The organism is Pseudonocardia nantongensis (assembly GCF_046546495.1).
Classification (GTDB): Bacteria; Actinomycetota; Actinomycetes; order Mycobacteriales; family Pseudonocardiaceae; genus Pseudonocardia; species Pseudonocardia nantongensis.
Genome location: NZ_JBKGXT010000019.1, coordinates 1 through 20,194 on the forward strand (window position 1 = coordinate 1; position 20,194 = coordinate 20,194).

20 protein-coding genes are annotated in these 20,194 nt (G+C 72.8%); 8 read left to right on the forward strand and 12 right to left on the reverse strand.

Translation table 11 applies throughout. The annotated features are described in order from the left end of the window. The 5 genes from ACLFMI_RS19830 to ACLFMI_RS19850 all read right to left on the reverse strand — a co-directional run. On the reverse strand, positions 1 to 391 hold a 391-nt coding region (locus ACLFMI_RS19830; RefSeq protein ID WP_410949403.1), incomplete at its 3' end, for a hypothetical protein. Between the two features lie 359 nt (positions 392 to 750). After that, complete coding sequence (locus ACLFMI_RS19835) at positions 751 to 1,638, reverse strand: DUF6282 family protein (RefSeq protein ID WP_410949404.1); 888 nt, start codon at positions 1,636 to 1,638, stop codon at positions 751 to 753. A 63-nt stretch (positions 1,639 to 1,701) separates the two neighbouring features. Continuing rightward, positions 1,702 to 3,054, reverse strand: a complete 1,353-nt coding sequence (locus ACLFMI_RS19840) for an MFS transporter (protein WP_410949405.1) — start codon at positions 3,052 to 3,054, stop codon at positions 1,702 to 1,704. Next, positions 3,051 to 3,827 carry an HpcH/HpaI aldolase family protein gene (locus ACLFMI_RS19845; RefSeq protein WP_410949406.1) on the reverse strand — a complete coding sequence of 259 codons (777 nt, stop codon included), beginning with the start codon at positions 3,825 to 3,827 and terminating at the stop codon, positions 3,051 to 3,053. The genes ACLFMI_RS19840 and ACLFMI_RS19845 overlap by 4 nt, the downstream gene beginning before the upstream one ends. Then, positions 3,824 to 4,753, reverse strand: coding sequence for a cupin domain-containing protein (locus tag ACLFMI_RS19850; RefSeq protein ID WP_410949407.1), 930 nt, complete (start codon positions 4,751 to 4,753; stop codon positions 3,824 to 3,826). The genes ACLFMI_RS19845 and ACLFMI_RS19850 overlap by 4 nt, the downstream gene beginning before the upstream one ends. A 141-nt stretch (positions 4,754 to 4,894) precedes the next feature. Here ACLFMI_RS19850 and ACLFMI_RS19855 point away from each other — a divergent pair, with 141 nt between their 5' ends. Continuing rightward, positions 4,895 to 5,677 (forward strand): IclR family transcriptional regulator, encoded by a 783-nt coding sequence (locus ACLFMI_RS19855; RefSeq protein ID WP_410949408.1) that lies wholly within the window; start codon positions 4,895 to 4,897, stop codon positions 5,675 to 5,677. A 9-nt stretch (positions 5,678 to 5,686) separates the two neighbouring features. Here ACLFMI_RS19855 and ACLFMI_RS19860 read toward each other — a convergent pair whose 3' ends face one another. Genes ACLFMI_RS19860 through ACLFMI_RS19870 form a run of 3 tightly spaced genes read right to left on the reverse strand, consistent with a single transcriptional unit; the run spans position 5,687 to position 8,659 of the window. Further along, on the reverse strand, positions 5,687 to 6,385 hold the full coding sequence (locus ACLFMI_RS19860; RefSeq protein ID WP_410949409.1) for an MFS transporter: 699 nt from the start codon (positions 6,383 to 6,385) through the stop codon (positions 5,687 to 5,689). Between the two features lie 43 nt (positions 6,386 to 6,428). Further along, a complete protein-coding gene (locus ACLFMI_RS19865) occupies positions 6,429 to 7,559 on the reverse strand; it encodes a winged helix DNA-binding domain-containing protein (protein WP_410949410.1) in 1,131 nt (376 codons plus the stop codon). Positions 7,560 to 7,609: 50 nt separating this feature from the next. Beyond that, positions 7,610 to 8,659, reverse strand: coding sequence for an FUSC family protein (locus ACLFMI_RS19870; RefSeq protein WP_410949411.1), 1,050 nt, complete (start codon positions 8,657 to 8,659; stop codon positions 7,610 to 7,612). 54 nt (positions 8,660 to 8,713) lie between these two features. Here ACLFMI_RS19870 and ACLFMI_RS19875 point away from each other — a divergent pair, with 54 nt between their 5' ends. Next, the gene (locus tag ACLFMI_RS19875; RefSeq protein WP_410949412.1) at positions 8,714 to 9,199 is read left to right on the forward strand and encodes a MarR family winged helix-turn-helix transcriptional regulator; all 486 of its coding nucleotides are present in this window, start codon (positions 8,714 to 8,716) and stop codon (positions 9,197 to 9,199) included. A 65-nt stretch (positions 9,200 to 9,264) separates the two neighbouring features. On the opposite strand, the gene ACLFMI_RS19880 is transcribed toward ACLFMI_RS19875, so the two are convergent. Genes ACLFMI_RS19880 through ACLFMI_RS19890 form a run of 3 tightly spaced genes read right to left on the reverse strand, consistent with a single transcriptional unit; the run spans position 9,265 to position 12,917 of the window. Beyond that, a complete protein-coding gene (locus ACLFMI_RS19880; protein ID WP_410949413.1) occupies positions 9,265 to 10,485 on the reverse strand; it encodes an aminopeptidase P family protein in 1,221 nt (406 codons plus the stop codon). 54 nt (positions 10,486 to 10,539) lie between these two features. Beyond that, positions 10,540 to 11,433 carry a polysaccharide deacetylase family protein gene (locus tag ACLFMI_RS19885; RefSeq protein WP_410949414.1) on the reverse strand — a complete coding sequence of 298 codons (894 nt, stop codon included), beginning with the start codon at positions 11,431 to 11,433 and terminating at the stop codon, positions 10,540 to 10,542. Further along, positions 11,433 to 12,917 (reverse strand): purine-cytosine permease family protein, encoded by a 1,485-nt coding sequence (locus tag ACLFMI_RS19890; RefSeq protein ID WP_410949415.1) that lies wholly within the window; start codon positions 12,915 to 12,917, stop codon positions 11,433 to 11,435. The genes ACLFMI_RS19885 and ACLFMI_RS19890 overlap by 1 nt, the downstream gene beginning before the upstream one ends. Before the next feature lie 113 nt (positions 12,918 to 13,030). On the opposite strand from ACLFMI_RS19890, the gene ACLFMI_RS19895 reads away from it, so the two are divergent. The 4 genes from ACLFMI_RS19895 (at position 13,031) to pcaD (ending at position 16,579) form a co-directional block, all read left to right on the forward strand. Then, positions 13,031 to 14,533, forward strand: coding sequence for a PucR family transcriptional regulator (locus tag ACLFMI_RS19895; protein WP_410949416.1), 1,503 nt, complete (start codon positions 13,031 to 13,033; stop codon positions 14,531 to 14,533). Positions 14,534 to 14,622: 89 nt separating this feature from the next. Next, positions 14,623 to 15,312, forward strand: a complete 690-nt coding sequence (locus ACLFMI_RS19900) for a cytidyltransferase (protein ID WP_410949417.1) — start codon at positions 14,623 to 14,625, stop codon at positions 15,310 to 15,312. Next, positions 15,309 to 15,800 carry a nuclear transport factor 2 family protein gene (locus tag ACLFMI_RS19905; RefSeq protein ID WP_410949418.1) on the forward strand — a complete coding sequence of 164 codons (492 nt, stop codon included), beginning with the start codon at positions 15,309 to 15,311 and terminating at the stop codon, positions 15,798 to 15,800. Before ACLFMI_RS19900 ends, ACLFMI_RS19905 begins: the two co-directional genes overlap by 4 nt. Continuing rightward, positions 15,797 to 16,579 (forward strand): 3-oxoadipate enol-lactonase, encoded by a 783-nt coding sequence (gene pcaD, locus ACLFMI_RS19910; RefSeq protein WP_410949419.1) that lies wholly within the window; start codon positions 15,797 to 15,799, stop codon positions 16,577 to 16,579. Before ACLFMI_RS19905 ends, pcaD begins: the two co-directional genes overlap by 4 nt. Positions 16,580 to 16,832: 253 nt before the next feature. Here the strand turns inward: pcaD and ACLFMI_RS19915 are convergent, their stop codons facing one another. Next, positions 16,833 to 17,897: a substrate-binding domain-containing protein gene (locus ACLFMI_RS19915; RefSeq protein ID WP_410949420.1), complete on the reverse strand. Its 1,065-nt coding sequence runs from the start codon at positions 17,895 to 17,897 to the stop codon at positions 16,833 to 16,835. 233 nt (positions 17,898 to 18,130) lie between these two features. On the opposite strand from ACLFMI_RS19915, the gene ACLFMI_RS19920 reads away from it, so the two are divergent. After that, the gene (locus ACLFMI_RS19920) at positions 18,131 to 19,327 is read left to right on the forward strand and encodes an alcohol dehydrogenase catalytic domain-containing protein (protein ID WP_410949421.1); all 1,197 of its coding nucleotides are present in this window, start codon (positions 18,131 to 18,133) and stop codon (positions 19,325 to 19,327) included. Then, positions 19,324 to 20,187, forward strand: coding sequence for an SDR family oxidoreductase (locus ACLFMI_RS19925; RefSeq protein ID WP_410949422.1), 864 nt, complete (start codon positions 19,324 to 19,326; stop codon positions 20,185 to 20,187). Before ACLFMI_RS19920 ends, ACLFMI_RS19925 begins: the two co-directional genes overlap by 4 nt. Positions 20,188 to 20,194 lie beyond the last annotated feature (7 nt).

The window sequence follows — 20,194 nt, forward strand, 5'->3', positions numbered from 1 at the left end:
TGGCCTTGACCCGGTCGATCAGGCCCTGCTCGAGGGCGGCGAGTACCTGCGGTAGCGCCTGCACCAGTTCGAGGGCGAGGGCGGTTTCGGATTCTGCGGCGCGGCGGGTCCAGGACAGCGCCGCCCGCACCTCGTCGGAGCCGCAGATGTCGGCCCGGTCCCCGCGACGGACCTCCAGCGGCCCGGCGAACGGTCGCCGGCACACGACCTCCGCCAACGCCGCGAACATCCCCGCCTGCTCATGGGCGAGCTGGCGGGACCGGGCGGTCAGCACCTCGACGATGTCATCGTTCGGCACCTGGGACAGATCCAGGCCGGCGAGCAGGGCGGACAGTTCCGGGCCGGGCGGCAACACCGCGAGCCCTTCCGGAACTGCCTGCCCGATCACCATGGTTCGAACGTACCTTCGACCCCCGACAGTTATGGCCCGCCAGGAACGTCCTGTGGAGCGCAGGCCAGCCAGGAAAGCCCCTGCGTCGAGCCGGTGATCGGATCCTCGGCTGCGCCAGGTGCCACCGACGGCACCGCACGCAACCGAGGATTCGATCATGGGTCGGCGACCGGCGACCGGCGACCGGCGACCGGCGACCGGCGACCGGCGACCGGCGACCGGCGACCGGTCCGAGGTTCGTGTCCGCCGCGGGGAACGAACTGCGTCCTCGCCCCGGGTCTGGTCCTCGGCGGTGGGTCCCGGATCGGTCCGCCGGGATCCGCCCTGCTGAACGGCCCGGGACCCCACAGAACGCGTTCTCAGCCGTTGAGCGAGAGCAGGTCCCGAGGGTTGTCGTGCACGATCCGGCGCAGGTCCTTCTCCGCCAGCCCGAGATCCAGCAGCGCTGCCGCGACCCGCCGGAACGCGTCGACCGGCCGGGGAAAACCGGCCTGCCCGAGGTCCGACCCGATCAGGGTGTTCTCCGGTCCCAAGGCCGAGATCCACTCCATGAGCTGCTCGACCGGCCAGCGCATCCGGGCGCCGGGGTCGTACATGTGGAGTTCGTGCTCGATCAATGCGCCCCCCTCGATGTATCCGGAGCACTGCTTCGGGTCGGCACCGATGACGAAGTCCGGGTGGGACACGACGAACTTCCGCACTCCGCGCTCACGGGCGGCGGCGAAGCACGCGGTGATGTCCTCGGGGTGGAGGTGTCCTCCGTTGAGAACGGCGTCGTGTTCGGCGATCAGGTCGAAGATCGGGAGCAGCTCCGGGACGACCTGGCCGTCGCGGACGACCTCGATCCGTTCGGCGGTCAGCTTCACCGTGGGGGTGGGGAAGCCGAGATTCTCGGCATGGCAGTCGATGTGCCGGCCGGACGAGACGGTCGGCAGGTAGACGATCTTGCCGCCGAGCCCGAGGCAGAGCTGGACCTGGGCGAGGTTGAGGCCGCCGACCGTGGTGTTGAGGGCGACCGCGCCGATCACCTCGGTCGGGATGTCGGCGAGCAGCGGGCGCTGGGCCAGGACGTCCATCTGTGTGTTGTGATGGTGGCACTTGGCGACCATCGCTCGCATGCGCAGCCGTTCCCAGCCGTCGCGGGCACCGCCGGCGTGGTCGAACTCGCGGGGCATCGGGGAAGGGCCGGAGTGGCAGTGCATGTCGACGAGTCCGTCGAGGATCGCGTCGATCGCATCGGTGGTCATGGTGTCTCCTCGAAGACGTGAGCCGTAAGGCGCAAGATGTGGCGTGGGACGTGGGTATGCGGGTCAGGCGCCGTGCATGTCGACGTCGCGGGTCTCGGGCCCGAGCCAGCCACCGAGAGCGGCGAGCAGCCCGCCGACCACGGTCAGGGCGGCGGGGGCGAGCTCCGGTCCGACAAGTGCTCCGAGCCCGAGCAGGTAGTAGGCGAAGAAGGCCGGCAGGACCAGCGCCAGGCTGTACCCGATGCCGTAGCCGGTCGCCCGCATCGACGTGGGGAACCGCTCGGTCATGTAGGCGGCGACCGGGCCGAACGCGAGGATCCCGACGGTGAACGCGACGCTCAGCAGCGCGACGGTCGTCCAGAATCCGAGCCCGGCGGCGTTGCCGAGGACCGCGAGGGTCCCGCCGCCGACCACGGCGACGAGCACTCCGGTGCCGATGTAGAAGGGGCGGCGGCCGAACCGCTGGCTGACCAGCCCGGCGGCCGGATAGGTCGCGGCACTGATCAGGGAGGCGATCACCAGCGCGAACGTCAGCTGGGTCGAGGTCATGCCGCCGGCCGCCGACGCCAGTTCCGGGAGAGTGGTGACGGTGACGTTCAGGACGGTCCAGATGCCCGTCATCAGCACGAAGACCTGCAACAGGCTGCGTCGGTGTGCGCCGAGGAAGAGCTCCCGCAGCGGGGAGGCCTGCTGCTCGGAGGGCTCCTGTCGACGGCCCTCGGACTCGGGCACGTACCGGACGAAGTAGACGAGCACGGCGACCGCGAGCAAGGACCCCAGTGCGAACGGGACGCGCCAGCCCCAGATCGCGTACGCCGAATCCGGCGAACCCGCGGGGAAGATCTGCAGAAGCAACAGGGTGAGCAACGAGATCAGGCACAGTGCCAGCGGCGAGGTCATGGTGATGAGGCCGCTGGCGAGCCCACGTCGGCGCTTCGGGGTCCACTCCATCGCGAGCGGGATCGCCGCGGTGTACTCGCCGCCGAGGAACACGCCGTCGAGCAGGCGCAGCGCGATCAGCAGGGCCACCGCCCAGAGCCCGACACTCGCGTATCCCGGCAGCAACGCGATGAGCATCGTGGTCACCGCGATGCCGGCGATCGCGATGATGGTGGCCTTGCGTCGTCCGGTGCGGTCGGCGAGCACCCCGAAGATCACCGCGCCGATCGGGCGTCCGAGCAGGGTCGCCGTGAAGATGAACGCGGCGATGACCGTGCGGGTGCCCGCCCCGAGGTCCGGTGGGACGAAGTAGGCCATCGCAGGGGCGAGGGCGATGACCGGTACGTAGATGTCGAACTGGTCGACGAAGTAGCCGATGACACCGCCGGCGAGTGCGCGGCGACGGTCCGTGGATCGGTCGGGCCGCTGCTCGGTATCGGTGGCGTCCGGTGCGTCGTCGTGGGTCGAGGAGGTCATGGCTGGTCCTTCGCTGGGGCGCCTGCGGGCGTCCGCAGGTCTCGGACGATGCCGCGGGCGGCCTGGCCGAGCATCGTTGCGTCGTTGCCGACGAGGACGAAGTCGTACTGGTGGCGCAGGGCCCGGGCCGCCGCGACGGAGCCGACGGCCGTACCGAGGGGGACGGCATGGGCGTCGGCAGCCTTGCGGACGCGGCCGAGCAGGTGACCGAACTCGGCCGAATCCGCGGACAGACCGGTCGCGACCGCGAGGTCGGCCGGGCCGACGAACAGTGCCCCGAGGCCTGGGACCTGCGCGATGCCCTCTACCCGGGCGACGGCGTCCGGGCTCTCGAGCTGGGCGACGGTGACGACGCGTTCGCCGGAGGCGAGGTAGCCCGCAGGGTCCGCACCCCAACTGCCCGCCCGCACCGTCGGGCCGTAACCCCGACTGCCGTGCGGCGGGAACCGGGCGTGCGCGACGACGGCCCGGGCGTCGGACACGTCGTCCACATGCGGAACCAGGACGCCGGCGGCTCCGGAGTCCAGCACCCGCCCGATCGTCGAGGCCGTCCGGTCCGGAACGCGGACCAGCGCCGGGAGTCCGCAGCCGCGCGCGGCACCGATCAGCTGGTGCGCCGTCGCCACGTCCAGCGGTGCGTGCTCCATGTCGACGGCGATGAAGTCGAACCCGGCTGCGGCCGCGAGCTCCACGCTGTCGGACACCGGCAGCTTGATCCAGGTTCCGTACCGGGCCGTGTCGCCGGCCAACAGGGCGCGGAAGTCGTGGCTCACGACGCGCCACCGGGCGGCATCGGGTACTCGGCCGCATTGAGCACCCAGCCGGGACGCTCGGAGAAGTCCAGCCGGGGCGGGCAGAAGACGTCGATCAGCTGGTTGCGGCCCTGCCCGACCGAGCGGCTGGTGTGCACGGCAGGCGGCGGGATGATTGTCACCGACGGGCTGGACACCTCGACGTGCTCGTCGTCCCGCCAGTCGGCCAGGTCCCGGGTCCACGGGGTTCGGATGTGGTGGACCCATCGGCCTGTGACGGTCAGCGAGCACTGTTCGAAGTCGTCGTGGTGGTGCGGCGAGAGGTTCGCAGTGTCCCGAGGGCCGAGGTCGGCGTCGAAAACGTTCACCATGACGGTGCTGCACCGGAAGAGCCTGCCGAAGCGCCCCTGCTCGTAGGGATGGTCGTCGATCGGATAGACGCGGACGCGGGGGCCGTCCACGGGGTCGGGCCACGGTGCGAACGGGGCGACGTTCGGGTCGGGCTCGGTGTAGGCAGCCCCGTTGCGGCAACGCTGCTGCAGATCGGCCGACCGCGACGAGAACACCCGCACGACGGTCGTGTCCACCTGCACCTCGACGTGGCTGTCACCGGCCGGGACCACGACGACCGACCGGTCGGCGACCGTGCCCTTGTCCGAGCCCGTATCCGATCGGGACGTGACCTGCGCGGCGGCGCCCGGCTCGGGGAACAGCACCACGTACTCGTCGGGCTGCCCGGTGCGCTCGAGCCGCTCCCCGGCACGAACCACGGAGTGCGCGACGACGACGTTCTGCCCGCGCGCCCACCACGTCCGGCTGCCCAGCGCGCTGACCTCGTCCGGCTCCAGCTCGGTGAGGTCCAGGTATTGGGCTGGGATGTTCGGCCGCTCCGGGGCCTGCCGACCGGCGGCGATGGCCGACCGCGGGTCCTTCGCTCCGTAGGACATGCTGCTCCTGTCGGTGTTCACATAGTGATATACAAGTTCGTGATGTGAACAAGGTGGCACCGACGCCCGGCCGCGTCAAGACGGTCGTGGCGGGCGAGCGGCTACGGTCGAGCGACCGGTCGGGGAGCGAAAGGTATTCGGATGAACGAGCCCGCACAGCGCGGAGCCGACGGCGCGTCGTCGGAGATCCAGGCCGTCACCAGGGCGAGCCAGATCCTCGCGCTGTTCCGCCCGGACCGGCCGCACCTGACCGTCACCACGGCGGCCACGGAGCTGGGCCTGAACCGGACGACGACCCACCGCTACTTCGCCTCGCTGGTGTCCTGCGGGCTCCTCGAGCGGGGACGGGACGGTGTGTCGTTCGGGCCGGGCGGGCTGTTGGTCCAGCTCGGTACGTTCGCGCTCGGCCGCCGGGCCGTCGTCGATCTCGCGCCGGCGCACCTGGCCCGGCTCGCCCGCGCGACCCGCCTCTCGGCGGCGCTGAGCCTGTGGGGGTCGACCGGCCCCGTGGTCACGCGGGTCGAGGAGGACGGTACTAGCGCGGTCGTCGTCTCGGTCCGGGTCGGACACCAGCTCCCAGCGGACTCGGCGCAGAACCAGGTGTTCCTCGCGTTCATGGACGACCGCGCTCGCGCTGAACGGCTGCTCGACGGGGACGACGGCCTCGCCGCCCGCGTCGCGTGCGTCCGGCGGACCGGCATCGCCACCACGCACATCGCCGAGTCCGACATCACCGCCGTCGGTGCGCCGGTGTTCGACGAGGCGGGCCTCTGCGCGACGGTCGCCGTCATCGGCACCGCTCGGACCCTTCCGGTGCACGCGCCGCACGAGTCCCATCGAGCGTTGGCCGAGGCGACCTACGCACTCGGCAAGGAGCTCGGCGGGGAGCGGCACTACCCGGACGGTTTCGTGTCGGGGGTGTGAGCGGCAGGCTCACCGCATGCCGAGCTCGCGCACCGGTGTCCGGTGGGTCTCACGGGCAGTGAGTGCGGCGACGGCCGACACCACCCCGCAGCCGGCGGCGAACACGGCCACCGGCACCCATGCCGTCGGCCCCTCACCCGTGATCGCGAAACCGATCGAGGGCGCGAACCCCGCGATCAGGAACCCGATCTGCGTGCCTACCGCGAAGCCGGTATAGCGGACCCGGGCGTCGAACATCTCGGTGAAGAACGCCGGCCACAAACCGTTGACCGCGCTGTAGACGAGGCCGGCGAACAGTACTCCGGTACCGAAGACCAGTGCCAGGTCGCCGGTGGACACCGCCCACAGGTAGAGCGCGCCCGCGCCGGCCGAACCGAGGGCTCCGAACACCCAGACCGGGCGACGCCCGATCCGATCCGCCACCAGAGCCCAGGCGAGGATCGCGACCGCGTTGGCGACCATCGACACCCAGAGCATCGCGGCGCGGTCCATCCCGACCTCGGGGGACGTCGCGTAGGCCAGGCCGAACACCGCGAAGAGAGACTGGAACACCGCGAAGAGCGAGCAGCCGACCACCCGCATCAGGTCGCCGCCGCAGGTCCGGACCAGGCCGGTCAGCGGCAGCTGCCCGACCCGGTGGGCTCGGCCACCGTCTACCGGGTGGGGCGAGACATCGCCGCGCACACCGCGGAGCGGGCTGCGCAGCATCAGGTGACCGGGGTCTGAGCACGGGCCGGTTCCGCGGAACCGGTCACCGTGGGGAGGCGCTCACCCGCACCCGCCGGCGCTTCCCGCCGGAGAGGAACCCGACCAGCTCGCGGCCCTCCTCGGCGACCGCGCCCCGCTCCGCTCGGGTGAACCGCCGCAGCGGTGTGACCGTGACCGTGCCCGCGTCGACGGTCCAGGTCGCGGCCACCCGCCCGTCGACGAGCACGGCCCGTTTCCCGGCCACCGACAGCCACCGGTGCCGGGTGTCGATGATCCGGCTGCGGTCGTCGTAGCCGAGGATCGCGTTGTCGAACGCGGGCAGGTACCGCACCGGGGCCGGGGTGTCGGGATCGGGGCGTGGCGCGTCCGGGAGGTCGAGCAGCTCGCGTCCGCGGTCGTCGCGGAAGGCGACGAGCTCGTCGCGCACCGCCGCCACGGCCGCCGGGAGCCCGGCGAGGCCGCACCAGGCGCGCAGGTCGGCCGTCGCGGCCGGCCCGAACGCGGCGAGGTAGCGGCGTACCAGCGCCCGGCCGACGGAGTCGGCACCGTCGGCGTCCCCGGAGGCGTGCGCGACGACGTGCTCGCGGCCCAGCCAGGTCGGCAGCAGCGCGTACCGGGCCGGTCCGGTGCCGCGCCACAGCCCGCGCGGCGGGACCTGCACCATCGGCACCAGCGCCACCGCGGTCTGCCCGAGGGTCCGCGGGTCGGGCCCGGGCCACCGGTGCGCCAGTGCCCGGCCGATCTCCCCGGTCGTGCGCGTCGCCCCGCCGGCGAGCTCGGCGCGAGCGGCCGCCGCGAGCGCGTCGAGGTCGATGCCGGCCAGCTCGCGGCGCGCCACGCCGAGCATCCGCTGCCGCAGCATCGCCTGGTGCCGGGGCCGCCAGGCCAGGGCGTCCGCGGCGGTCATCAGGTGCACGGTCCCGCGCATCAGGTGGATGCGCACCACCCGGCGTGCGGTCAGCAGGTCCGACAGCTCGGCCGGGTCGAACCCGCGCAGCCGGGACCAGAGTGCCGCGAACGGTTCCTGGGGTTCCTGGGCCTGCAGGCCGCCGAGGTGCGCCACGGTGTCCCGGACCGCGGCGTCGGAGCGTTCGAGCAGGTGCTGGCGGGCGAGGGCGGCGCGGTTGAGGGCCCGGGAGCTCAGCCTGGGCGTCGTGGTGCGGGTGGTGGGCACGGTGCGACGGTCGCACCCGATGCGGTCGGTTCCTGTCCGCGAGCCGCAGGTCAGTGGGCCCGGTCGGCAGAGCGCCGGAACCGGTCGGCGGCGATCCGGTCCGCGGCGATCCGGGCGGCGAGCACGAGCAGCGCGACGACGACCCCGATCGACGTCGACACGAGCCGGTCCAGCAGCAGCGCCACCTCCGGGCCCGGGTGCATGACGTGTGAGACCAGCAACGCGAGCGGTGTGATGAACAGCAACGCGACCGTGTAGTTGCGCAGTACCAGCAGCTCGGCGACGCCCTGCAGGACGATCACCACCAGCACGACACCCCACATCGGCAGCTCCGGGACCAGCAGTGCGGCGGCGACACCGAGGCCGCCGACCGTCCCGCCGATCCGCATGACGGCCCGCGCCGCCTGGCCGGTGGTGCCCACGACCGTCAGCGGGACGACGGCCGCGACCAGCGCCCAGTAGTGGTGCTCGATGCCGAGCGCGACCGTCAGCGGCACGGTGAGCGCGCAGGCCACGATGATGTCGGTGACCGGCCGTTGCGACAGCGCCTTCCGGAACCCGGTCACGACCAGTGGCCTGCGGGAGGGCGCGTGCGAGGGCAGGAGCCTGCCTGCACTGCCGACCAGGGTCGCGAACAGTGCGGTCGCTGCCGTCGTCACGACGGCCTGCACACCCCAGCCGGCCGGCATCGGGGCCGACCCGGCGAACGCTCCGGCGGCGAAGACGAAGAACAGCGGGCCACGCGGCTTCCAGGCGATCATCTCGCCGCCGACGGTCGCCACCGCGGCGACCGCGACGACGACCAGGAGTTGCAGCCACGGGGTGGCGGGGAGGTGCGCGGCAGCCACCCCGATCGCGACGCTCGCGGTGAGCCCGAGACCGCAGACGGCCTGCACCGCGGTGCGGGCCGGAACGGTCAGGTCACGGGCGAAGATCGCCGTGAACGCGCCGAACGCCGTTGCGCCGACGAGGTCGATCCGTCCGATCGCGAGCAGGGTCAGCATCGGGACCGCGACCGAGATCGCACACCGCAGGGCGGGGCGGTGCGCCCCGTCGTGCGGGGCGAACCGGACGAGCTCGCGGGTCAGTACCTGCGGCACGGATACTCCTTTCACCAGTGAACCAGTATAGTTCACTGGTGAAAGGAGTTCACGATGACCGGACGTGACGTCGTCGACGACATCCAGGATGCCTGGGCACGGCGGTTCCCCGAGCTCGACACCGAGCCGGTCGCGGTCGTCGGGCGGATCCTGCGGGCCGCCCGGTTCCTGCAGGAGGCCGCGGACGAGCGGCTGGCCGATGCGGGACTGACCCGGACCGAGTTCGACGTGCTGAGCCAGCTCCGGCGTAGCGATGCCCCGCTGCGCCCGGGCGAGCTCACCGCCGGGGTGGTCGGCTCCCCGGCGGCCACCACCAAGCGGCTGCACAAGCTCCTCGACGCCGGCCTGGTGCGGCGGGCCGTCGACCCGCAGGACGGGCGGGCGGTTCGGGTGTCGCTGACGCCGTCGGGGGAACGGCTGGTCGACGAGCTCCTCCCACGCCAGCTCGAGGCCGACGCGGCGCTGCTGGAGGTGCTGACCCCGGAGCAACGACGGTCGCTCGCCGGCCTGCTGCGGGCCGCGCTGCTCGGCTGGGAGTGATGCGTTCCGTCGCGCCGGCGCCGTGATCGACGACGGGGGCCGCCACGCGGCGCCGGTGAACCGGATCAGCCGCCGAGGACGTTGTGCTCGGGCCCGAACGGGAAGCCGGTGATGTTGCGGGCGCCGTTCTCCTCGATCACCAGGATGTCGTGCTCGCGGTAGCCGCCCGCGCCGGGCCGCCCCTCCGGAATCATGATCATCGGCTCCATCGAGACGACCATGCCGGGCTCCAGGACGGTGTCGATGTCCTCGCGCAGCTCCAGGCCCGCCTCGCGCCCGTAGTAGTGCGACAGCACGCCGAAGGAGTGGCCGTAGCCGAACGTGCGGCTCGGCAGCAGCCCCTCGGCGTCGTAGATCTCGTTGAGCTCCGCGGCGATGTCCCGGCACACCGCGTCCGGCCGCAGCAGCTCGAGGCCGCGGCGGTGCACCCGCACGTTGATGTCCCACAGGCGCCGGTGCTCGGCGCTCGGCTCTCCGAGGAACTGCGTGCGTTCCAGCGCGGTGTAGTAGCCCGCGATCATCGGGAAGCAGTTCAGGGACAGGATGTCGCCGCGCCGGACCCGCCGCGACGTCGCCCAGTTGTGCGCGCCGTCGGTGTTGATCCCGGACTGGAACCAGACCCAGGTGTCGCGCAGCTCGGCGTGCGGGTAGGTGGCGGCGATCTCGCGAGTCATGGCCTCGGTGCCGGCCAGGGCGACCTCGTACTCGGCCACCCCCTCGACGACGGCGGCGGTGACGGCCGCCCCGCCGACGTCCGCGATCCGCGCGCCCTGGGTGATCAGTGCGATCTCCTCCGGGGACTTGATCATCCGGTGCCGCATGACGGCCTGCGAGACGTCGACGAAGCCGAATCCGGGCAGGGCGTCGGCCAGCTGCTCGCGGGTGCGCAGCGGCACGGTGTCGTCCTCGATGCCGAGCCGGCCCGCGGTCAGCCCGTTGTCCGCCAGGACGGTGCGGACGGCGTGGAAGTAGTTGTCCCGCCGCCAGTCGGTGTAGACGACGTTGTCATGCGTACTGCGCCGCCACGGCTGCCCGGCGTCGATGTTGGCCGAGATCGTGGTGTGCGAGTCCGGGGTGACGACGAGGCCGTAGTTGCGGCCGAACGTGGTGTAGAGGAAGTCGCTGTAGTAGTTGACGTTGTGGTAGCTGGTGAACAGGACGGCGTCCAGGCCGGCGTCGGCCATGTGCGTGCGCAGCTGTCCCAGCCGGCGGTCCATCTCCTCGCGGGAGAAGGTCGGGGTGACCTTCTCCCCGTTCTGGATGTCCTTCAGCCGCTCGAGCGCCACGTGTCGATTCCCTTCGGATGGTGCGGGTGTGCGGTTACCGGTGTGCTCGCCGCGTCAGGTCGCGGCGGGGGAGGTGGGGGCGGGTACCGCCGGCCGGGTGTGGGTGAACGTCGCGGTGCAGGTGGCCCAGGCCTGCTCGGCGATCTCTGCGAGCGTGCTGACCCACATGCCGTCGAGGGCGGCCACCCGGCCGATGAGCTCGTCGAGCGCGGCGGCCCGGCCAGGCCGTCCGGACAGGAACGGGTGGTTGGTCAGCACGAAGCACCCGCCCCAGCGGTGGTGGGCGAGGGCCTCGTGGTGCCACATCTCGAGCACCTTGGTCGGGCTCTCGATCACCCCGCTACCGGTCCAGCCGGTGAAGAACGCGTACTGCTCCCAGTCGTCGAGGGCCCAGTCGACCGGGATCTCGATCAGATCCCCGGAACCGGACCCGGAACCGGTGGCGAAGCGGTAGGGGCGGTCGCCGTCGAGCAGGCTGGAGTCGTAGCGGAACCCGCGGTCGGCGAGCAGCCGCGGCGTCTGCCAGTTCATCTCCCACCACGGGGCCCGGTAGCCGGTGGGGCCGACGCCGGCCACGTCGCGCAGCACGGCCAGGCCGCGGTCGAGCACGGCCAGCTCCTCGGCCTCGCTCAGGCCGAGCACGTTCTCGTGCAGGTAGCCGTGGTGGGCGATCTCGTGCCCGCGCTCGGCGATCGCGCGGACCGTGTCCGGGTAGAGCTCCGCGGTGTAGCCGGGCACGAAGAACGTCGCGGGCACCCGGTGGTCGTCGAGGATGTCGAGGATCCGCGGCACGGCCACCCGGGGCCCGTAGGACTGGTGGGACATCACCGACATGCGCTCGGTCATGGCCGGGTCGTGGGCCAGGGCGCAGGACTCGGCGTCGACGTCGAAGGTGAACGCCGCCGCGGCCCGCACGCCGTCGGGCCAGGTGATCTCGGACTCGCTCATCATCCACTCACTGCTTCGTCGGGTTTCTCGATCGGGCGGGCCGCCGGTCCGGCCGGAGCGGGGCCGGAGGGGACCCGCGCCGGGCGCCGGGCGGTGGCCAGGTAGAGGCCGGCCGAGACCAGGCCGCCGGCCAGCCAGGACAGGTCCAGGCCGCCGAGCGCGGTGGAGATCGGTCCCTGCAGCAGCGAGACCTCGCCGTGCAGGAACATCCACGTCGCCACGACGCCGACCGCGAAGGACAGCAGGCCGGGGCCGTTGAACGCGGGGAGCCGGCGCTCGGCGGGCGCGGCGAGCAGCCGGTCGGTGTCGACCGGGCCGCGCTGGATCACGAAGTAGTGCACCAGCATCACGCCCGCCCAGGAGGCGATCCAGGCGACGATCCCGACCAGCCAGGTGTCCAGCACGGTCGCCAGGTCCTCGAGGTAGATGAACACGACCACGGCGGCCATCGCGACCACGCCGACGCCCAGGCTCAGCGCGCGTCGCGAGATCTTGATGTCCAGCGCCTGCACGGCCACCGAGAACGTGTAGATGTTGAGGATGTTGGTGGCGATCGGCCCGTGCACCACGAGCAGCAGCACCGGGATCGCCAGCGCCCCGAAGTTCTCGACGATGAGCTGGCCCGGGTCGATCGAGCCGTTGCGGGTGGCCAGCGTCGCGCCGAGCACGCCCAGCCAGACGACCGGGATGAACTGCCCGAGCACGCTCGCGGTGTAGAGGCGCCACCGCGGCATCGCGGTGCTGACGAACCGCGAGTAGTCGGCGGCGTAGGTGAACCAGGTGATGCCCCACCCGATGCCGATCGCGGTCATCACGCCGGACATCGCCACGACGCGGTCGGTGCCGGTGAGGATCTCCCCGGGCGGGCCGGGGTAGCTCCAGTCGACCCCGATGAAGAACCATGCCGCGACCGACATGACGATCAGGACGAGCACCGTCGGCGGGACCGTCCACCGCTCGAAGTTCGCGATCGCCCGGTACCCGGCCCAGGAGATCGCCACCTGGGTCGCCATGATCGCCGCGGCGACGGCGATCCGCCAGCCGTCGTTGCCGGCGGCCGGGTCGATCAGGCCGATCCGGCCGAGCAGTGCCATCACCAGGTCCAGCACGATCCAGGTGTTGATCGCGCACCAGCCGATGGCCAGGCAGGCCTGGATCGCGGCGGGAACGTACGCGCCGCGCCGTCCGAAGGCTCCCCGGGACAGGACCATCCCGGTGACGCCGGTCTTCTGCCCGAGCAGGACGAAGACGCCGAACCCGGCCATGCCGACGACGTTGCCCGCGATCAGCACGATCAGGGTGTCCCGCAGCGACAGGCCGAGCGTGATGCCCAGCGCGCCGAGGACCCAGTTGATCGGGGCGATGTTCGCGCCGGCCCAGATCCAGAACTGGCTCGAGACGCTCGACGTCCGTTCCGCGTCGGGAACGTGTCGGGTCGCCTGCTCGAAGTCCGGGCCGGAGGCTGAACCGAACGGTGAGTCCACAGCGATCCCTTCTGTCTACGGGGCGGACGGGGCCGTCGACCAGCGTCACCCGGGGCGTCGCCGGACCAGAAGGGTCAGAATGTCCACCGATCCAGGATGGGAGGCGACTTTTCGTGTCGATCGCGTTGCGGGAGCTGCTCCGGGAGCCGCTGCTGGCCGCGGCCGAGCCGTGCGTCGTCGCCGGCGCCGGGGCCTCGGTGGCGGCCCTGGACCGTCCGGTGAGCTGGGTGCACACCAGCGAGGTGCTGCACGTGGCCACGCTGCTGCGCGGTGGTGAGCTGTTGCTCGTCGGCGGGGTCGTGCTCCGCGAGGTCGACGCCGCGGGCCGCCGCCGTTACGTCCGCGAGCTGGCCGACCGGTCGGTGGCGGCGCTGGCCGTCGAGTGCGGTGCGGGGCTGCCGGCGATGCCGCCGGAGATGTGTGAGACGGCCGACGAGGTCGGCCTGCCGCTGATCGAGCTCCGCCGGGTCGTCCGGTTCGTCGAGGTGTGCCAGAGCGTCAACGGCCAGCTGGCCCACCAGTCGGTGCGCCGGCTGCAGGTCGGCGACCGCATCTCGCACGCCCTGGTCGACGCGCTGTCCGGCGGCGCCGAGCTGCCCGAGCTGCTCACGGTGCTCGCCGACCAGGTCGCCTCGGACGTCGAGCTGCGCGGGCTCGACGGCACCGCGATCGCCTCGGCCACGGCGCCCGCCGACCGGGACGGACCCGATCTCGGTGTCGGGGGGTGGTCGGCGCCGGTCGTGGTGACCGGGCTGACGATGGCGGTGCTGACGATCAGCCCGCGGCAGGCGACCGACGTGACCCTGCTCGAGGTCGCGCTGGAGAAGGCGCCGGAGGTGCTGGCCCTGGCGCTGCTGCGCAGCCGTCCGCCCTCGGCCCGGGACCACGCGGTGCACGACCTCATCGGGCTCGCCCTCGAGGGCGAGCCCGATCCCGGGCGGTTCGCGGAGGTCGGGCGCCGCCTGGGGCTGGCCCCGGAGCAGTGCTTCGTCGCCGTGGTCACCGACCTCGTGCACTCGGCGTCGACCAGCGGGGTCGAGACGGTGCTGGGCCGCCGGGGACGCACCGTCGTGGCCCAGGTTCGGGACGTGCGGCACCTGAGCATCGTGTCCGTGGACCCGCCCGACGGGCGCGCGGCGCTGCTCGCCGACCTCGAGCAGGACGCGCCGGCGGCCGAGCTCCGGATCACCGTCGGCCCGCTCGCGCACCGGCTCACCGGTGTCCCGCGGTCGCTGCGCGAGGCGGTCACGGTGCAGGACATGGACTGCCGTCGAGCCGGCCCGCCGGTCGCCGACAGCGCCGACTTCGCCGTCGAGGCACTGCTGCTGCGCCTCGACGGCGACGCCGTCGACACCTTCATCGGCGAGCAGCTCGGCGAGCTGCTCGCCGACGCCCGCAACGGCCACGGCCTCCTGCCGACCCTGAGCAGCTACATCCGGCACTGGGGCCGCAAGGTCGACACGGCCGCGGACCTGCATCTCGGCCGGCAGGGGTTGTACCGCAGGCTCGACGCGATCTTCGAGCGGCTCGGCCGTGTCCGGCCCGGCTCGGCGCGAGCCGGCGCCATCGTCGTCGCTACCGAGCTGGAGATCGCCCGGCGCCGGCTGCGCCGGTAGACCGCCCCGACTTCGACCCGGGTCAGCCGCCGAGATCGGTGCTGAGCTCCTGCGCGATCCGGGTCAGGACCGGGACGATGTAGCGCTCGATGTGCCCAGGGCTCGTCCGGTTGATCGACCGGGCCGGCGCGGTCGCCGACGCGCGCGGCCTGCCGCTGGTCCTGGTGACCTTCGATCCGCACCCGGCCCGGGTCCTCGGGCTCGACAAGGACACCGCGACGTTGAGCACGGTCGAGCACCGCGCCGAGCTCGCCGGTGCCGCCGGTGCGGACGCGGTGTGCGTGCTGCGCTTCACCCGCGACCTGGCCGGACTGAGCGCGGACGACTTCGCCCGGCACGTACTGGCGGGCGGGCTCGGGGCGCGCGCGGTCGTCGTCGGGGCGAACTTCACCTTCGGTGCCCGGGCCGCCGGCGACGTCGCGACCCTGCGCGAGCTGGGGCGGGACCTGGGCTTCAGCGCGCACCCGGTGCCGCTGCTGCAGGCGGTGGACGTGCCGTGCTCGTCGAGCTACACGCGGCGCTGCCTGCGCGCCGGGGACCTGGCCGCGGCGGCCCGCGCGCTGGGCCGCCCGCACCGGGTCGACGGGTATCGCACCGGTGACCACGTGGCGCTCGCCGCGGACACCGCCCTGCCCCCATGCGGCCGTTACCCCGGCACCGTGGCCGGGTACCCGGGCGTCGTCGAGGTGACCGGTGCGGACACCCTGCGGGTCGAGGCCGGTCCGGCCGGCGACGGCCCGGTCGCGGTGGCCTTCCACCCTGGAACGGAGGCACGATGAGCGACCTCGAGCAGCGGATCGCCCGGCTGGAGGCCCTGGAGGCGATCCGTGACCTGGACGCCCGCTACTGCCGGGCCCTCGACGACGGCGACTGGGACACCCTGGTCTCGCTGTTCACCGAGGACGGCGAGTTCGTCGGACTGTCCCGAGCCAGCGGGCCCGCCGGGCTGCGCAGCTTCTTCTCCGGCCTGGCCGACGCCGGGCTGACCGCGTTCTGGCACCATGTCACCAACCTCGAGATCACCCTCGACGGCCCGGACAGCGCCCGGGCGCGGTCCTTCCTGTGGCAGCCGTGCGTGCAGGACGGCGTCCCGCACATCGCTGCCGGCCGCTACACCGACGCGCTGCGCCGGGTGGACGGCCACTGGCGCTACGTCACCAAGCAGGTCTCGTTCGACTACTTCGTCCCGCTGGCCGACGGCTGGGACCACGGTCGCTTCACCGTCGCCTCGGCCGCCGCCACCTACCCCGGAAGGCCCTTCGCATGACCGCCGGCATCGCCCTGCACCACCGGATCGACGGCCCGGACGGCGCGCCCGTCCTGGTGCTCGGCCCGTCGCTGGGCACCGACCTGCACCTGTTCGACGCCCAGGTCGCCGCCCTCGCCGACCGTTACCGGATCGTGCGCTACGACCTGCCGGGGCACGGCGAGAGCCCCACCCCGGACGGCCCGTACACGATGCGCGGACTCGCCGACTCCGTCGTCGCGCTGCTGGACCGGCTCGGCATCGACCGCGCTCACCACGCGGGGGTGTCGATCGGTGGGGCGATCGCCCAGCAGCTCACCCTCGACCACCCGAACCGGGTGATCAGCCTGACCGCGGTCGCCTCAGCGGCCCGGTTCGCCGACCCGGACACCTGGCCGCAGCGCGCCGCGACCGTCCGGGAGCAGGGCACCGAGGCCATGGTCGCCGGGCGCCCCGGGACCTGGTTCGTGGAGTCCTTCGCCGGGACCGACGATGCGGAGCGCCTGCTGGCGATGCTGCGCGCCACCCGCGACGAGGGCTACGCCGGTTGCTGCGAGGCGATCGCGACGTACGACGTCCGGGACCGGCTGGGCGGCATCGGGGTGCCAGTGCTCGCGATCGCCGGCACCGAGGACCCCGCGACCCCACCGGAGATGGTCCGGCTGATCGCCGACGGCGCCGCGGACGGGCGGTTCGAGACCGTCGCGGACTCCGCGCACCTGCTCAATGCCGAGAAGCCCGGGCAGGTCAACGCCCTGCTGGTCGAGCACCTGGCGTCGGTCGGCGCCATCAGGAGCTGAGACGGACACCGGAAGACCGGTTCGGGGGCGGGCTGCGCGACGTCCCGGCGCACCCTGGCGTCGACGAGGGTCGCGGCCCTGATGGGGCGGACCGGGCTCGATCCGTCTGCGGTGGACGACGTGTTGCTGGGGAACCGCTGTCCGACGATGGACGCGCCGGCGATCGGGCGGGTGGCGGCGGCGCAGGCGGAGGGCCGGTTCTCCGGGGCGCCTCTCCGGCGCGTGAGGGCTCCACAACGCGGGGAGGGGTGGGTCAGAGGCCGGCGAGGATGTCGAAGCCGGTGTCGTCGGCGGTCGCGAGGTAGATCCGCTGCTCGGTGCGGGCCCCGTCGACCAGGACGGTGCCCCGCGGGCTGTGGTAGCGGGCGTGCTCCGCGGTCGCGCACAGCCGTGCGACGTCGTCGGAGCCGGTCCGGTTCACCAGGTCCGCCAGCATCCAGAGGCCCTCGTAGCAGGACTCGCCGGGCCCGTTGAGCACCGGAGCACCGGGCCCGAAGCGCCGGACGTAGCGGGCACCGAACTGCAGGCTCTCCGGGGTGGGCAGCGCCTCGAAGTAGCCGGAGGCGACGAACACGTCCCGGGTGGCGGCGGCCCCCGTCGCGCGGAGCATGCTCTCGTCCATCAGCGTGGAGAACCGGGCGCACTGGTCCTCCAGGCCGCGCCGGGCGAACTGGCGGTGGAACTCGACGGCGTCGTGCCCGACCAGGAACGTCAGCACCCCGTCGCAGCCGCTGCTCTCGATCCGTCGCAGCACCGGGTCGAAGTCGGACCGCCCGAGCTGCACGAACTGCGCGTCGTCGAGCCGGACGTCGTCGCGTTCGCGCAGGAACCGGCGGACCAGCGCGGTCGACCGGGCCGGCCAGACGTAGTCGTTCCCGATGACGAACCAGCGCCGCACCCCGATCTCGTCCGCCATCCAGTCCAGCGCCGGACGCAGCTGGATCTCCGGGGTCTCGCCGATCGCGAACACCCCCGGCGTGACCTCCCCGCCCTCGTAGAGCGCGGTGTAGACATAGGGCACCCGGCCGCGGGTCCGCCGGGCGAGCTGCCGACGCACGCCCGACAGGTGCCAGCCGACCACGGCGTCCACCTGCCCGGCGGAGATCAGCCGGTCGACCTCGGCGGCGACCCGGTGCGGGTCCGCGCCGCCGTCGACGATCCGCAGCCGCACCGGCCGGGCGAGCACGCCACCGGCGTCGTCGATCTCCTCGGCCGCCAGGCGGGCGCACAGCACGCAGGACGGCCCGTAGATCGCCTCCGGCCCCTGCAGCGGGGCCACCACGGCCACCCGGAACGCGCCGGGCTGCCGGCCGCTCACGCCGGCGGCCCCGGCGCGCGTCGCACTCGTCCGGTGTGCACGACCCGGTCAACCGGCACCGTGCCGCGGGCATTCCCGACGATAGGGGCCGCAGGACACGCCCCGCACGACGGCGCGGGAGGGATTCACGCGGCCCGCACCGGGTAGCCCGGTGACCGTGCGGCCGCTGCCGCACCGGTGACCCGAGCGCCCCGGCGGCCTCGGCACCGACGGCGGACGAGGAGGAGGCCCGAATGCGGGCGTTGACCTATCACGGGCGGCGCGACGTGCGGGTGGACACCGTGCCCGACCCGACGATCGAGGCACCGGACGACGTGGTCGTGCAGGTCACGTCGTCCGGGCTGTGCGGCTCCGACCTGCACCTGTACGAGGTGATGGGCCCGTTCCTGTCCGAGGGCGACGTCCTCGGGCACGAGCCGATGGGCGTGGTCGTGGAGACCGGCCCGGACGCCACCGAGCTGCGGGCCGGTGATCGGGTCGTCGTCCCGTTCAACGTGTCCTGCGGGAACTGCTGGATGTGCGACCGGGGCCTGCAGTCCCAGTGCGAGACCACCCAGAACCGCGAGCAGGGCACGGGTGCCTCGCTGTTCGGCTACACGAAGCTCTACGGGCAGGTGCCCGGCGGGCAGGCCGAGTACCTGCGGGTGCCGTTCGGGAACCGGTTGCCGATCAAGGTCCCGGAGGGCCCGCCGGATGACCGGTTCGTGTTCCTGTCCGACGTGCTGCCCACGGCCTGGCAGGCGGTGGAGTACGCCGCCACCCCGCCGGGCGGGACGCTGGTGGTCCTCGGGCTGGGCCCGATCGGCGACATGTGCACGCGGATCGCTCGCCACCAGGGTGTCGAGCAGGTGATCGGCGTCGACCTGGTCGCCCAGCGCCTGGTCCGGGCCGGGCAGAACGGGATCACCACGGTCGACGCGAACGGCGGCCACGACCACGTCGTCGAGTCGGTGCGTGCGAGCACCGCCGGCCGGGGCGCCGACGCGGTGATCGACGCCGTCGGGATGGAGGCCCACGGTTCCCCGGTGGGCAAGCTCGCCCACGACGCGGTCGGGCTGCTGCCCGCGGCCGTGGGGGAGAAGGTCATGTCCCTGGCCGGGACCGACCGGATGGGCGCGCTGCGCCTGGCCATCGATCTGGTCCGGCGCGGCGGGACCATCTCGTTGTCCGGGGTGTACGGCGGCATGGCCGATCCGATGCCGATGCTGACCCTGTTCGACAAGCAGGTCCAGCTGCGGATGGGCCAGGCCAACGTGTGGCACTGGGTGCCGAGCATCCTGCCGCTGCTCACCGACGACGACCCGCTGGGCACCGAGCGGTTCGCCACCCATCACGTCCCGCTCGAGACCGCGCCGCACGCCTACGCGATGTTCCAGCAGAAGCACGACGGAGCGGTGAAGGTGTTGTTCCGTCCGGAGGCGGCCGCATGAACCCGAACGCCGGTGACGCGCCGCCGCCCCAGCAGCAGGACCCGCCCGGAGGCACCGGGGGACTGGACCCGCAGCCACGTGACGAGATGCGCGGCTGGGTGGGCCGCGACCTGCTCGCGGGCAAGGCCGCCCTGGTCACCGGCGGCGACTCCGGGATCGGTCGGGCGGTCTGCGTCGCCTTCGCCAAGGAGGGCGCGGACGTCGCGCTGGCCTACCTGTCCGAGGACGGCGACGCCGAGCACACCGCGTCGCTGGTCCGCGAGCAGGGACGGCGCTGCCTGACGCTGCGCGGCGACCTGGGCGAGGCCGGGCACTGTGCCGACGTCGTGGACCGGACCGTGCGGGAACTGGGCCGGCTCGACGTGGTGGTGAACAACATCGCCACCCAGAAGCCCTACGACGGCCTCGGGGAGATCACCGACGAGCAGTGGCTGCGCACCTTCGACGTCAACGTGCACAGCTTCTTCCGGGTCACCCGGGCGGCGCTGCCGCACCTCGGCAACGGATCGGCAGTGATCAACACAGGTTCGGTGAACGGGTTGCGCGGCAACAAGTCGCTCCTCGACTACGCGGCGACAAAGGGGGCCGTGCAGTCGCTGACGTACTCGCTGGCGCAGTCGCTGATCGGGCGCGGGATCCGGGTGAACTGCGTCGCGCCCGGTCCGGTGTGGACGCCGTTGATCCCGGCCACGATGCCGGAGGGCAAGGTCGAGGGATTCGGCGAGCAGGCCCCGATCGGGCGGGCGGCCGACCCGGACGAGCTGGCTCCCTCGTACGTCTTCTTCGCCGCGGAGCGGCTCTCGTCGTACTACACCGGCGAGGTGCTGGCCCCGACCGGCGGGGAGACCATGCCCGGATGAGGCACGC

What these genes read in the sequence shown, in the direction of transcription:
- ACLFMI_RS19835 (WP_410949404.1), bottom strand. Translation starts at nt 1,638, where the DNA reads ATGACCACCGATGCGATCGACGCGATCCTCGACGGACTCGTCGACATG.
- ACLFMI_RS19840 (WP_410949405.1), bottom strand. Translation starts at nt 3,054, where the DNA reads ATGACCTCCTCGACCCACGACGACGCACCGGACGCCACCGATACCGAG.
- ACLFMI_RS19850 (WP_410949407.1), bottom strand. Translation starts at nt 4,753, where the DNA reads ATGTCCTACGGAGCGAAGGACCCGCGGTCGGCCATCGCCGCCGGTCGG.
- ACLFMI_RS19855 (WP_410949408.1), top strand. Translation starts at nt 4,895, where the DNA reads ATGAACGAGCCCGCACAGCGCGGAGCCGACGGCGCGTCGTCGGAGATC.
- ACLFMI_RS19860 (WP_410949409.1), bottom strand. Translation starts at nt 6,385, where the DNA reads ATGCTGCGCAGCCCGCTCCGCGGTGTGCGCGGCGATGTCTCGCCCCAC.
- ACLFMI_RS19875 (WP_410949412.1), top strand. Translation starts at nt 8,714, where the DNA reads ATGACCGGACGTGACGTCGTCGACGACATCCAGGATGCCTGGGCACGG.
- ACLFMI_RS19885 (WP_410949414.1), bottom strand. Translation starts at nt 11,433, where the DNA reads ATGAGCGAGTCCGAGATCACCTGGCCCGACGGCGTGCGGGCCGCGGCG.
- ACLFMI_RS19900 (WP_410949417.1), top strand. Translation starts at nt 14,623, where the DNA reads ATGTGCCCAGGGCTCGTCCGGTTGATCGACCGGGCCGGCGCGGTCGCC.
- ACLFMI_RS19905 (WP_410949418.1), top strand. Translation starts at nt 15,309, where the DNA reads ATGAGCGACCTCGAGCAGCGGATCGCCCGGCTGGAGGCCCTGGAGGCG.
- pcaD (WP_410949419.1), top strand. Translation starts at nt 15,797, where the DNA reads ATGACCGCCGGCATCGCCCTGCACCACCGGATCGACGGCCCGGACGGC.
- ACLFMI_RS19920 (WP_410949421.1), top strand. Translation starts at nt 18,131, where the DNA reads ATGCGGGCGTTGACCTATCACGGGCGGCGCGACGTGCGGGTGGACACC.
- ACLFMI_RS19925 (WP_410949422.1), top strand. Translation starts at nt 19,324, where the DNA reads ATGAACCCGAACGCCGGTGACGCGCCGCCGCCCCAGCAGCAGGACCCG.